The organism is Saccharopolyspora sp. NPDC003752, from assembly GCF_053605825.1.
On the sequence record NZ_JBSGJZ010000021.1, the window covers coordinates 117838 to 130793 of the forward strand.

11 protein-coding genes are annotated in these 12956 nt (G+C 71.1%); 5 read left to right on the forward strand and 6 right to left on the reverse strand.

Annotated features, from left to right (window positions below):
• Window position 1: 1 nt before the first annotated feature.
• Window positions 2–883, forward strand: a complete 882-nt coding sequence (gene truA, locus ACWEV3_RS25770) for a tRNA pseudouridine(38-40) synthase TruA (RefSeq protein WP_452616354.1) — start codon at window positions 2–4, stop codon at window positions 881–883.
• 300 nt (window positions 884–1183) lie between these two features.
• Here truA and ACWEV3_RS25775 read toward each other — a convergent pair whose 3' ends face one another.
• Both ACWEV3_RS25775 and eccE read right to left on the reverse strand, forming a co-directional pair.
• Entirely contained in the window at window positions 1184–1915 is a 732-nt protein-coding gene (locus tag ACWEV3_RS25775) for a hypothetical protein (RefSeq protein ID WP_132493017.1), read from the reverse strand.
• Window positions 1912–3135 (reverse strand): type VII secretion protein EccE, encoded by a 1224-nt coding sequence (gene eccE / locus ACWEV3_RS25780; RefSeq protein WP_452616355.1) that lies wholly within the window; start codon window positions 3133–3135, stop codon window positions 1912–1914. The genes ACWEV3_RS25775 and eccE overlap by 4 nt, the downstream gene beginning before the upstream one ends.
• 273 nt (window positions 3136–3408) lie before the next feature.
• On the opposite strand from eccE, the gene eccB reads away from it, so the two are divergent.
• From eccB to ACWEV3_RS25795, 3 genes are all read left to right on the forward strand, one after another.
• A complete protein-coding gene (gene eccB, locus ACWEV3_RS25785) occupies window positions 3409–5001 on the forward strand; it encodes a type VII secretion protein EccB (RefSeq protein ID WP_452616356.1) in 1593 nt (530 codons plus the stop codon).
• Between the two features lie 223 nt (window positions 5002–5224).
• Complete coding sequence (locus ACWEV3_RS25790; protein WP_452616357.1) at window positions 5225–5536, forward strand: hypothetical protein; 312 nt, start codon at window positions 5225–5227, stop codon at window positions 5534–5536.
• Between the two features lie 2 nt (window positions 5537–5538).
• Window positions 5539–7014: a WXG100 family type VII secretion target gene (locus ACWEV3_RS25795; RefSeq protein WP_452616358.1), complete on the forward strand. Its 1476-nt coding sequence runs from the start codon at window positions 5539–5541 to the stop codon at window positions 7012–7014.
• A gap of 296 nt (window positions 7015–7310) precedes the next feature.
• Here ACWEV3_RS25795 and ACWEV3_RS25800 read toward each other — a convergent pair whose 3' ends face one another.
• Window positions 7311–7982, reverse strand: coding sequence for a response regulator (locus ACWEV3_RS25800; RefSeq protein ID WP_452616359.1), 672 nt, complete (start codon window positions 7980–7982; stop codon window positions 7311–7313).
• Window positions 7979–9103 carry a sensor histidine kinase gene (locus tag ACWEV3_RS25805; RefSeq protein ID WP_452616360.1) on the reverse strand — a complete coding sequence of 375 codons (1125 nt, stop codon included), beginning with the start codon at window positions 9101–9103 and terminating at the stop codon, window positions 7979–7981. Before ACWEV3_RS25805 ends, ACWEV3_RS25800 begins: the two co-directional genes overlap by 4 nt.
• Window positions 9104–9245: 142 nt before the next feature.
• Between ACWEV3_RS25805 and ACWEV3_RS25810 the strand changes: the two genes are divergently transcribed.
• Window positions 9246–9941 carry a hypothetical protein gene (locus ACWEV3_RS25810; protein ID WP_452616361.1) on the forward strand — a complete coding sequence of 232 codons (696 nt, stop codon included), beginning with the start codon at window positions 9246–9248 and terminating at the stop codon, window positions 9939–9941.
• A gap of 62 nt (window positions 9942–10003) precedes the next feature.
• Here the strand turns inward: ACWEV3_RS25810 and mycP are convergent, their stop codons facing one another.
• Both mycP and eccD read right to left on the reverse strand, forming a co-directional pair.
• On the reverse strand, window positions 10004–11410 hold the full coding sequence (gene mycP, locus ACWEV3_RS25815; RefSeq protein WP_452616362.1) for a type VII secretion-associated serine protease mycosin: 1407 nt from the start codon (window positions 11408–11410) through the stop codon (window positions 10004–10006).
• Window positions 11411–11421: 11 nt separating this feature from the next.
• On the reverse strand, window positions 11422–12861 hold the full coding sequence (gene eccD / locus ACWEV3_RS25820) for a type VII secretion integral membrane protein EccD (protein WP_452616363.1): 1440 nt from the start codon (window positions 12859–12861) through the stop codon (window positions 11422–11424).
• Window positions 12862–12956 lie beyond the last annotated feature (95 nt).

Consider the following 12956-nt stretch of genomic DNA (forward strand, 5'->3'; position numbering starts at 1 on the left):
TGTGGACGAGCCCGTCGCTCCCGCTGGGGAGGGCGGGCTCGTTCGCGTGCGCCTCGACCTGTCCTACGACGGAACGGATTTCTGCGGCTGGGCGACGCAGCCGGGCCAGCGCACCGTGCAGGGCCTGGTGGAGGATGCGCTGGCGAAGCAGCCGCCGGGGCGGTCGGTGCCGCGGCACGTGGTGGTCGCAGGGCGGACGGACTCCGGGGTGCACGCTTCGGGGCAGGTCGTGCACTTCGACGTCGTGCCCCACGACCCGGCCGGTGGCGGGCGGATTTCCGTTGACGAGCAAGGGATTCCGGACCTGGGGCGGATGGTCCACCGGTGGAACCGGATCCTGCCGCCGGACGTGCGGGTGCTGGGGGCCCGAGTGGTGCCGGCGGCGTTCGACGCGCGGTTCTCAGCGCTGCGGCGGCACTACCGGTACCAGGTGTCGGACGCGCCGTGGGGCGTGGACCCGCTGCGGCGCCGGGACACGCTCGCCTGGAACCGGCCGCTGGAAGTGGCGGCGCTCAACGCCGCTGCACAGGAGTTGTTGGGGCTCAACGACTTCGCGGCGTACTGCAAGCCGCGGGACGGCGCGACGACGGTGCGCGAGCTCCAGCGCTTCGAGTGGGAGCGGGTGGCGGAGCACCTGATCGTCGCGCGCGTGAGCGCGGATGCGTTCTGCCATTCGATGGTCCGGAGCCTGGTGGGCACGCTCCTGATGGTCGGCGACGGCCGGAAGGCCGAGCCGTGGCCGGCGGAGCTACTGGAATCCACCACCCGGACAACGGCGGTGGCTCCGGCCCACGGTCTGACGCTGACGGCGATCGACTACCCGTCGGACGAAGACCTCGAAACCAGGGCCACCCAGACCCGGGCGATGCGAACCCTCCCCTGAGGTTCAGGCGGAGCGGTCCCCCCATTTCATTCGGGGCTGGTCGTCTATCCACAGAGGACTCCGTAGTCCGCTCGGAAACCACGCCAACCGCTACCTGGCGTTCCTCCGGCTGCCCCGCCGGGCACCGCCTGCGAACCGCCATCGGCGGACTAGCCGCATCACCCGATCGCCGTTCGTCGTCGTTCGCTCGCGCAGCGTTCGGAATGAACAGCGGCTATTACCACTCGTTGTGCGCAGTGTCCGGAAACGAAGAAGCCCCGACCGTTTTGGCCGGGGCTTCTTCGTTGCTTGCCGGAGAGGTCAGTCGCCTCGGCGGATCGGGCCCAGGATTTCCTGTTCCATCGCCTTCGTCACCAGGCGGATCATCGTCCACGTCATGTTGCCGAGGGCGATCGCCTGGTCGTCCTTGAGCTGGGTGAGCTGTTGGACCTGGTGGCCGTGCAGGCTCCAGATGCGCTGGGCGAGCTGCGCCTGGTTCAGCGGAAGGCGCTGCAGGAGCACCAGGTCCGCCGTGTTCGCCGCGGTGCCGCTGCTGACCTGCGGGTGCAGGTAGGGCAGCACGTACATGGTCGTCTGCCACGGGGCGCGCGGCGGGAACAGCTCCTGCGGCACCGCGCCGCCGTCGTGGATCACCAGCAGCGGGGTGTCCTCAGTGGACCGGGGCAGGTCGAACGGCGCCAGCCGCCGGATCTGCACCAGCGGCACCGGTTTCCCGTCCGGGGTCTGACCCGCCGCCCGCTCCAGCATCTTCCACGCCGCCGGCCGCCCGGTGGCGACGATCACCCACGCGCCGGTGGCCATCGCGCGCAGCGCCAGCTGGCGGGCGAGGTACAGGCCGCCGACGGTGACCATGCGGGTCGGGTGCGGCCGCAGCATCGACGCGGCCTGCGCGTTGCCCTGCGGGTCCGAGCCGATGATCACGCCACCGCGGTCGGCGGACGGGCTGATCGCGTCCAGGGTTTCCGGGGTGACCAGGAATTCCGGTGCCGCGCCGCGGCTGCCCGGCACGTCGATGGTTCTGCTTCGGCTCATGCCGCACCTCCGAGCGGCAGCGTCGCCGCGTAGCCGGCCAGTTGCGAGCCGCGCAGCGGGGTCAGGGTCAGGCCGATGCGGTTGCTGATCGCCTTCAGCCGCTCATCGGCGGTGTCGAGTTCGGCGGGGGTTCGGGCGCTGACCCGGACCAGGCCGCGCAGTCCGACCTCGTCCGCCTCGCCGACCGGCGAGATGGACAGCGCGATGCTGGTGGACAGTGCGCGGATCCCGGTGAGCACGTTGAGGCTGTCGTTCATCTGGTTCGGCCAGCTGGTGATGGCGTAGCTGGAGTGGCCGACGCCACCCGCGGTCACGCCGTCCCACCGCTCCTTGAGGCCCACGGGCCGCTGCGAACCGAGCACGTTGTGCAGTTCTGCCGAGGAAATCCCGGCCTGCAGCAGCTCGTCCGGGTCCAGCGGGCGGGTCGGAATGCCGCTGCGCTCCAGCGCGTTGCGCACTCGGGACAGCGCGCCGATGAGCGCCCGCTGCGCGCCGATGATGCCGCCGCCGCGCTCGCCGATCGCCTTGGCGCAGCGCTGCGGGTCCAGCCGCACCGCGATCCAGGTGGTGCGCCGCGCCGCCGCGGGCAGCCGGCCCTGGACTTCGAGGTAGGAGTTCAGCGCCGGGGAATTCGACGGCAGCGCCGCGCTTCCCGGGTAGCAGTGCCAGATGACCTGGATCGCGTCGAGCACCACGCCGCGGTCCTCCAGGCACGGCGTCAGCACGCCCAGCGGCAGGTTCGGCGTGTCCTCGATGGGGTTCAGCAGCGACGGCGACGGCTCGGCCATCAGCACCGCGGTCCACTTGCCCTTGTGCCAGGACATCCCGACCGGGTTGCGGTCGTGGTCCTGGGCGCGGGAGATCACCAGGTCCTCGACGACCAGGCGCAGCAGCGCGACCCGGTGGTTCTCGTCCGGGCCGATGATGCCGTCGCCGTCCTTGTCCTCAGCCGGTTCCATCGCGTCGACGCTGGCCGGCTGGGAAACGCGGGTGTGGTTGCGACCGCGGTATTCGAGCACCAGCCCGAACCACTGCGTGAACCAACGGCCGCGCCGCCGCAGCAGCGCGATGATGATCGACAGCAGCGCGATCCCGGCACCGACCGGCAGCAGCACCTGCACCAGGTTCAGCTTCGCGCCGATGATCGCCAGGATGAGCCCGATGGCGAGGCCCACCTCGATGAGCACGATGTTGGCCGCCGGAATGCCGCCGAGCGTCACGCCGTTGATCCGCCGACGGCGCGCGCGAATTCGAGCGCGGGGCGGATTGGCGGGCCCGGGAGCAGTCGGCTGGGCCGGATGTTGTGTGGTCACGGACATCCGTTCGGTCTCTCCCCCTCGCAGGTTGGTGCGGCGCACAGTGCGCTGGGACGCGTTCTGGAGTCAGCCGCCTGACGAGAATACTGACGGACTCGGTCGAACCGCACCCATTCGGTATCTCTCTGCGACTATCCTGCGAAACCGTACCTCGGACGGGAGAGCTGTAGGCGAAGAATGGCATCAACACCCACAACGAAGTCACAGGTTCAGGCGTATCGGTTCGTGCTGCGCCGCATGGAGTCGGCGCTGGTGCGCAAAGACGCGGTGATGCTGCACGATCCGATGGGCTCGCACAAGCGGGCCACGGTCGCCGGCGCGGTGCTCGCCGCGGTCGGCATGATCGGTTTCCTGGTTTGGGGTCTTTTCGGCGGCAAGGGTTCGGTGCCGGAACCGGGATCGATCATCATCGCGAAGGAAAGCGGCAGCGTTTTCGTCGTCACTTCCGACCAGCAGGCCCAGAAGCGGCTGATTCCGATGATGAACATGGCATCGGCGAAGCTGCTGGTCATGGCCCAGGGTGGCGGCCAGGGCGGCGGCCCGGTGCCGACCACGACGGTGAAGCAGGCCGCGCTGGCGGACTTCCCGCGCGGCGCGCTGACCGGCATGGTCAACGCCCCGACCTACTTGCCGGACGCGAAGAACGTCGCCGAGCCGTCCTGGGCGATCTGCGATGTCGGCCAGGTCCGGGACACCCTCAACAGCGCCCGCGTCGAGGCGTCGGCGAAGGTGGAGACGACGGTCATCGGCGGTGACGGCAACCACGGCACGGAGATCGCGCCGAACCAGTCGCTGTACGTCAAGGACCAGACGTCCGGCCAGGAATACCTCGTCTACCGCGTGAAGGACCTGCCGGGCCGCGCGCACACCCACACGGTCAAGTCGAAGATCGACCAGACGGAGACCACCGTCATGGACATCTTCCGGCTGCGGGGCGCCACCCCGCGGACGATCAGCACGAACATGCTGAACGCGATCCCGGAGGTGCCCGCGCTGCAGGTGCCCACCGTGCCCAGCGAGGGCACGCAGCTGACCTACATGTCCCGCTACCAGGCCGGCGACGTGGTCAAGCGCACCGTGCCCGGCCAGCCGGACCAGTTCTTCCTGCTGCTGCCGAGCGGGAAGCAGGAGATCAGCGCGGGCGCGGCGGCCGTGCTGCACGCGTCGAAGACCAACAGCCAGGAAGTCCCGAACGCGACCGGCGCGGTCACCGACGCCCAGATCGCGGACACCTCCGAGCAGCTGAACCTGTCGGGCTTCCCGATGGCGGTGCCGACCCCGGTCACCTTCCAGCAGTCCGACACGTCGTGCCTGAGCTGGAAGAACGTCAACGGTGACCAGAACATCACGGTGACCGTGCACAAGGGCTCGCCGACGGCGAAGCCGCCGGTGAAGCTGGCCCAGTACGACGGTGCCGGGCAGAACGTGGACTACTTCTACATGCCGCCGGGCAAGGCGGCGGTGGTGCGCGGCGCGTCGAACGAGGCGGGCGCGGACAGCGGCCCGATCTTCCTGGTTTCCGACCAGGGCGTGCAGTTCGGCATCAAGGACGTCGCGACCGCGCAGGGACTCGGCGTGATCGGTGGCGCCGGGGACATCAAGGCCGGGCCGTCCTGGCTGATGCGGGTGCTGCCGAAGGGCGACTTCCTCGACCCGGCGAACGCGAGCCTGACCTACGACTCGGTCCCGGTGGGGCCGGGCGGGGTGAACCGCCCGCCGCAGAACCCGCAGCAACAGCAGCAAGCCGGAGGCGCCCAGCCAGGTAGCTGACGGTTCGCGGGTGGTCGTGCAGAACCACCCGCGAACCTGGAACCGAACTGGTCGGCTCGAACGTCCGAGGAACAAGCGATCCGCCCGCAGCCCACGGTGAGCTGCGGGCGGATCGTTTTAGGAGCGGTCTGGCGAACTCGTCCTGCGTGGCGGAGCCGGTAGCGCAGGCGGGCTGAGCGGCTGGGCCGCTTGAAAGACAAGCGACCAACGTGGGAGGTGCCGGATGTCGGGGATCCGGATCGACGTCGAATGGCTGGCGACGTGCGCGCGCGAGGTGCGCGCCGCCGGCGAGGAGATAGCGGCCGCGCAGCCGGCCATGGCGACCGCGGAGGTGGCCCCGGAGGCCTTCGGCGCGCTCGGCCGCGAGGCGGGCGCTGCCGAGGCGTACCAACGGCTTTGCGAGCTGCTGCTGGACCAGAGCCGCAGAGCGGGGGAGACGCTGACCCGGGCCGGTGATGAGCTGGGCGAGGTCGTGGACTTCCACAGCGGTGGCGACGACGACAGCGCCGTCGAGTTCCGGAAGCAGGAGGCGTGATCATGGCCAAGAGCCCCGAGGTGGCCGAACACCTCGACTACCTGTCCCGCGTCGCCGACGAACTGGACTTCGCGAACTCGATCCCCGCCGACCTCGCCGAACTGGTCGGCCGCCACGAGGAACTGCTCGAAGCCGCGCAGGTCTGGCGCAAGGGCGCGGAAAGCATCGAGCACGCCGCGGAAGGCGTGCAGGGCAAGCTCGGCGGGATCGATTCGGCCTGGCAGGGCAAGGACGCCGACGCTTTCCTCGGGCACATCCGCGAGGTCGGTGTGGCGGGCCACGACCTGGTCGACACGATGCGCGCGCTGGCGGATGTGCTGGATCACACGGTGGAAGCCCTGCAGTCGCAGTTCGAGGACCTGGGCGCGCTGGTCGCGGAGGCGGCGGACTCGGTGTCCGGCGCGCTGCTGGAGCCGGAAGACGGCCACGAGCGGGCGCGCAAGCACCTCGCGGAGCTGGCGCAGCCCGCGCAGGAACTGACGGAGTCCATTTCGGACAGTTATCGCGCGTTCGCCCGGTTCTGCGACGACGTGGCCGCGGGCCGCTCCGCGGGTCCGGCGAAGCTCGAACACCGGATGCCCGCCGAGGCCTGGGACTTCAACGCCCCGGCCGCTCCGGCGCCCGCCGATCCCGCCGCGGCCGAACCGGCCGCTGCCGGTGGTGGCGGCGCGTCCGGCGGCGGCGAACCGGCCGGTGGTGCTGGTGGCGGCGGTTCTGCCGGTGGCGGCGGTGGCGCTGTGGGTGCTTCGGGCACCGCGGCTGCCGGAGGCGCCGAGCAGGAGCTCACCCCGGGCGACACCACGCGGGCCGGGGAGCCTTCGGCGGTTCCGCCTGCGGCCGCTGCCGCCGCCGGTGGCGCGGCCGTGGCGGGCGGCGCCGCGGTCGGTGGCATGATGCCGATGGGCATGATGGGCGGAATGGCCGGCGGCCAAGGCGGTGGCCAGGAGCGCAAGAACCAGTCCCGGCTGAAGAGCAAGCCGGAGGAGCTGTTCGGCACGCCGCCGGACGCGGCCCCGCCGGTCTTCGGCGAAACCCAGCGGGACAAGCCGGAACCGGCCAAGCCGACGACGCCGCAGTCGACGCCGAGGCTGGGCGTCCCGACGATCATCGAGCCGACGACGCCGCGCCCGTCGATCGCGGACGCCCTGCATCCCAAGCAGCCCGAAACCCCGAAACCGCAGACGGCACCCGTGGTTGACGCTCCGTCGCCGAAGCCGAGGACCGGCACGGCCTCGGTGGGCGACGCTCCGCCGCCGAAGCCGAAGACGGCACCGGTCGTCGACGCGCCATTGCCGAAGCCGAAGACGGCACCGGTCGTCGATGCCCCATCGCCGAAGCCGAAGACAGCACCGGTCGTCGATGCCCCATCCCCGAAGCCGAAGACCGGCACGGCCTCGGTCGACGATGCGCCACCGCCGAAGCCCAAGACCGGCACGGCATCGGTGGGCGACGCACCGCCCCCGAAGCGTCGGGGCTAGCCCCTCGCGCTTCGCGATCTGCCGCTCGCGGAGCGTTTGCGTGGCTCCAGTGTCGTGAGCGGTTTGGACCGCAGCGGAGGCAGCTCGAGGTTGTCCAGAACGCCGTTTTCGCGCGAAAGCGGCGTTCGCACGCCTGCCGGATGACGGTTTCGCGCGAAAGCGGCGCCCCGCCCGGCCAAGAAGCGGTCTCGCCACTTCACGGGCAGAGACCCGCCGCCGCATCCTCTGCGGCAACAAAGCACTCCTGGCCGGTGACCAGTGCAACGCACCGGTGCGACCCGTGATCGGGCGGGGGTTCAGCGCGGGGTTTTGGGCGTGACCAGGCCGTTTTCGTAAGCGGCGATGACGAGCTGGGCCCGGTCCCGTGCGTGCAGCTTGGCGAGCAGGCGGCCGATGTGGGTCTTCACGGTCGGCATGGTCAGGTGGAGGTGTTCGGCCAGTTCCGCGTTGGACAGCCCGCGGGCCACCAGGACGAGCACCTCCAGCTCCCGGCCGGTCAGCGAACCCAGGTCGCGGGGCGGGATGCCGGGCGGTTCCGGGCGCCGGGCGAACTCCGCGATCAGCCGCCGGGTCACCGACGGAGCCAGGAGTCCGTCGCCGGCCGCGACCACCCGGATCGCGGTGAGCAGGTCGGCCGGCGGGGTGTCCCTGAGCAGGAATCCGCTGGCCCCGGCGCGCAATGCCGCGTACACGTACTCGTCCAGGTCGAACGTGGTGAGGATCAGCACCCGCACGCCGGGAAGTCCGGGATCGCCGCAGATCCGCCGGGTCGCCTCGATGCCGTCCACGTCCGGCATCCGGATGTCCATCAGCACCACGTCCGGCCGAACCTGGCGGGCCACCGCGACGGCCTCGCCACCGGTCGCTGCCTCACCGACGGCCGCGAGGCCGGGAGCGGTGTCGACGAGCAGCCGGAAACTGCCGCGCACCAACGCCTGGTCGTCCACGACGAGCACGCGGATGGTCACCCGCGTTCCCCCTTTCCGCAGGGCAGTCGGGCCGTGACGCCGAATCCACCGCCGGGGCGCAGCCCGGCGGTGAACTCGCCGCCGTACATCATCACGCGCTCCCGCATCCCAACCAGACCGTGCCCGTCGCCGGGCTGGCCAGCTCGCGTTCCGTCGTCCACGACGAACACGCCGACCGAATCCGCGCCGACATCGACGCGGACGGTGCAGCGAGCCGGAGCGGCGTGCTTGACGACGTTGGTGAGCGACTCCTGCACGATCCGGTAGACCGCGAGCTCCACCCCGGCGGGCGGGTGCCCGGCCCCGGTGATCTCCAGATCGACGGAGACCCCGGCGGCGATCGCACGATCGGCGAGTTCGCGCAGCGCAGCAAGGCCCGGAACGGGTTCGTGGGGCAGCGGTTCGGCGGATCGGAGCACCCCGAGCATGCCGCGCATCTCCAGCAGCGCGCTGCGGCTTGCCTCCTCGATGCCGCGCAGTGCTTCCCGTGCTTCGGCGGGCCGCTGCTCGGCGATGTGGTTGGCGACACCGGCCTGCACCGCGATCAGGCTGAGGTTGTGCGAGACGATGTCGTGCATCTCCCGCGCGATCCGCAGCCGCTCCTCGGCCCGGACGCGCCGGATCTCGCGTTCGGCGAAGGCGTCGCGCTGCCGGAAGTGCGCGCCGAGCCCCCAAGCGCCACCGGCCAGCAGCCAGACGGCGCCGACCAGCCCGGCGATGTCGGCGACGTTCCCGGTGGGGGTGAGCACGGCCTCGCCCAGGAACAGTCCGATTGCGACGGTCAGCAATGCGGTCACCACGGCGGGTGCCGATCGCCGCAGCGGCTCGGAACGGCCCGCGGCGTGCAGGGCGAGGGCGGTGGAGATGCAGGGCTCGCGGGTGATGTCGAGCAGGGTGGCCGCCGTCGTGGCCACCAGCACGACGGCGAGCACCGGCAGCGGCCACCTGCCGCGCACCGCGACGGGGAGGCCGACCGCTGCCGCGATCAGCCAGCCGAGCCAGGCCGGACCGGTGAAGACCGGCAGCCCGTCCGCGCCGTCCTGCATCGCGAAGGAGACGTATGCGGCGCTGATCGCCACGCCCAGGACGGCATCGAGGAGAACGAGGCGGTTGCCGAGCACAGCGCGACACTAATCGCGCGGTCGGCGGAGGTCGTCCGACCGAGGTGTGCGAGTTCCCGGCGCCCGTCATACCCGGGTATGACGGGAAAGTCCGGACCCCGGTCCGATGCCCGGACGGGCGCCGGGGCCGATCGTTCACCGCATGACGCACACTCGTTTCCCCGGCGCCTGGCCCGGTGGGCTGGCGCTGGTCCTCGGCCCGCTGTTCATGCTGGTCGGGGCCCTGCTCCGGGCTGGGCACAACTTCTTCTTCCCGGACCAGCTCGCCGCGTACGCCGCCGAACCGGTCCTGATCGCGGTCGCGTACAGCGCGTTCCTGATCGGCAACGTGGTGCTGTGGCCGGGAGTCGTGCTGCTCGCGCAGCGGATCGGCGGGAGCCGTCCCGGCTGGGCGGTCTGGGGCGGGGTGCTGACCGCCTTCGGCCTTTTCACCCGCGTCTTCCACGCGGGCATCGACCACCTGGCGTTCCAGCTGGCGGATCTGCGGGGAGTGGCGTCCGCGACGAGCCTGGTGGGTGACGCGTACGGCGCCTACCACGTGATGAGCGCGCTGAACCCGGCGATCATGGCCGGTTGGGTGGTGCTGGCCCTCGGCGCCTGGCGGGCCGGTGTCCTCGGGCCGTTCCGGGCGGTGGCGTTGGGCCTGATGGCGGCGCTGCCGATCGGCGTCCTGAAGGGGACCACCGCGCTTTCGGTGATCGCGCTCACCGGACTCGCGGTGGCCTTGGTGTCGCTGGGCTGGCAGGAGCTGCGCGCCGCACCCCGCCCGCCGGCCCGGCGAATCGCGTTCGCAGCAGCGGTGATCGCGGCGATGGCTTTCCTCGGAACGCTCGGCTGACGCTGAGCGACGTGAAACGGCCCGGTGTCCGAAGTGGACACCGGGCCGTTTCGTCGTGTTGCTCAGCGGCCGCCTCGGGTCCTCGCCCGGACGCTGCGCACCGCGTTGATCAGGAACGCCGTGAAGATGATCCCCGCAACTCCCGCTCCGGCACCGCCCAGGGCGATGATCAGGGCCGGGAAGTCCTTCTGCGGGATCACATCCGCGTCCAGCTTCGTCGGCTTCGGCGGCGGCGCCTGCTTGCCCCACTCGGCGGGCACCACGTCCGCCAGCGCCGCGGCCGGGTCGACCATGCCGTAGCCGACGATGTCGTTGCGCCCGTTGATGCCGCCCGGGTGCAGCGCCGTCTCCTTGATCCGGTCCATGATCTGCCCGGCGGTCAGCGGCCGGTTCTCGCGGTCGTACTTCTCCTTGACCAGCACCGCCAGCCCGGCCACGTACGGCGCGGCGAAGCTGGTGCCCTGGATCGGGCCCGCCTGGCCGTTCTCCCCCGTGGCGATCTGGCTGGCCAGCCCTCTGCCGCCGACGCCGGGGTCGAGCGCGATCAGGTTCTCGCCCGGCGCGGCCACGTCCACCCACGGGCCCGGCACGGTGAACTCCGACGGAGCACCCTGCTGGTTCACCGAGGCGACGGTGAGCACGTACTCGTCGAACCAGGCCGGCAGCACCGCGGTCGTCGGGCTGCCGGACGCGTTCTTCTGGCAGGCCTCGCCGGTGTTCCCGGCCGCCACGACGACCACGACGTTGCGTTCGTAAGCGCGCTTGACCGCGTTGTGCAACATCTGGTTGCCGTAGTCGTTGTAGTTGCTGGCCTGCGCGATCGACTGGCAGGAGGACTGCGAGATGTTGATGACGCTCGCGTTCCGGTCCACCGCGTTGTTGATCGCCCTCGCCATCGTCTCGGTGTCGCCGATCGTGGCGTTGGTGGCCTCGTTGACCCACAGCTTGGAGGACTGCCGGAGCGACAAGATCTGGGCGTCCGGCGCGACCCCGACGTAGCCGGACTGGCCGGTGGGGTCCGGGCTCGCGGCGATGATGCCCGCCACGATCGTGCCGTGCCCGTCGCAGTCCTTGTCCGCGCCGCCGTCCGGAACGCTGCTCCCGCCGTTGATGACCTTGCCACCCAGGCGCGGGTGCGCGGCGTTCACGCCGGTGTCGATGACGGCCACCGTCTGCCCGGCACCGCTCAGGCCCTCCTCGTGGGCCCGCTCGAAGCCGAGCACCAGCTGGCTCCACGGCTTCTCCTCGATCAAGGAGTTGCCGGGGTTGCCCCGCATGCAGCCTTGCTTCTGCTTGTAGTTCAGGGGCGTCAGGCCACCGGTGGCCACTTTGGACGGATCCAGTCGCGGCGGGCCGACGGTCTGCGCGACCGCCGGTGCCGTCGGACCGCCCAGCGCGAGCGTGCCCGCCGCGGCGAGCAGCGCGAATCCGCGCAGCCCGCCGCGGGAGCGGAAGGTCCTAGAGCGCATCACGCTGCCCCTCAGAAGAAGTTCAGGTTGAGGTCGCGGATCATCATGTAGAGGTCCATGGCCGCCAGTGCCAGCGGCAGCACCAGTGCGATCAGGACGGCTTCCAGGATGTCCACCATGCGGCGCTGCACCGGCGAGAACCGGCGGTTCGGGAACACCACGCCGAAGACGATCGACAGGATGCCGAGCAGCAGCAGCGGCGGGAACACCCAGGCGACGGCCAGCGGCCACTGCGCGACCTGCACGAGCAGTCCGATGGTGACGCCCAGCGACGAGAGCAGACCGCTCAGCAGCAGCGCGATCGCCTGGCTGCCGTTGGCGTAGTTGCGGCCGCGCAGCAGCAGGACCGCCGAGACGACGATGGCGAACACCGCGCCCCAGATGCTGGCCGCGGCCGCGAGGATCGAGCCGAGCGCGGCGACCACGCCGCAGCCGATGATCAGGCCGGTCATGTACTGGTGCGCCAGGCCGGTCTGCCGCTCGATCATCCGGTAGTCCGGGAACCCGGTGTCTTCCTTGAGGTCCTCGGCGCTGCCCGGCACGTGCGGCAGCGGGAGCTTGGCGAGCTGGATGGTGATGCGCGGCAGCAGCGAGATTCCCGCCAGACCGACGGCCGCGGCGCCCGCGGCGATGCCCGCGGTGGTCGCGGCGTCCACAAGGGTCGCGACGAGGAAGGCGATGGTGCCGAACGCCGCCGCCGTGGCGGCCGCGATGAAGGTGACGATGCCCGCGCCGATCACCATGATCGACACCGCCGCGAAGATCAGGGTCAGAGCGCAGGCCAGCAGCAACCGCGGTTCGAGCGCGTTGCCCGGCACGATGTTGAAGCCGGTGACGAACGCCATCGGCAGACCGCCCGCGGCGGCGATCACCGTGCCGGTGGTGGGGGCCGCGTAGGCGCGGGTCACGATCGACCCGACGCCGGTCGCGAAGATCGCCACCACGACCGCCGTCACGGCGGCCACGATCTGGTAGACGATCGGCGCGGTGCCCTCCATGGTGGGGTGCAGCAGCCCGGCCGGGCCCGCGAGTCCCAATGCGACGGCCGCGCCGATGAGCGCCAGCGCGCCGGCCGCGTGCCCGATCTTGGCCGCGGTTTCCTTCGTCCACGGCCGGTAGCTACCCGGCTCCGCTTCCGCGAGCGCGTCGACGACGTCGTCGTACAGCGGCGGCGGCGGGTCGTCCGACCGGCGCCGCAACTGCAACATGTCGCCGTCGACGATTCCCTGCGAGGACAGCGTCTGGCTCGGGTCGAGGGGCTGGCTCTCCCCGAGCTTGGCCAGGCACCAGCCGCCGTGCCGGGAACCGCCGTCCGGGGTGATCCCGCGGGCCATGTCCAGCACCATCGGCAACAGATCGGCCACCGCTACGTCGGCGGGAAGCGCCAGGTCGATGCGAGTTGTAGGCGCCACCACCGTCACGCGGCTGAACACCGTGGTACCGGTCGCCACTTGGGCCCCCTACTCCCTGAGGTTGATTGCCTTGCTTCATTTGTGTCGCTGGGCTCGATCCAACCAAGGCCGGTTTTTCTTCCGAAAGCCACCCG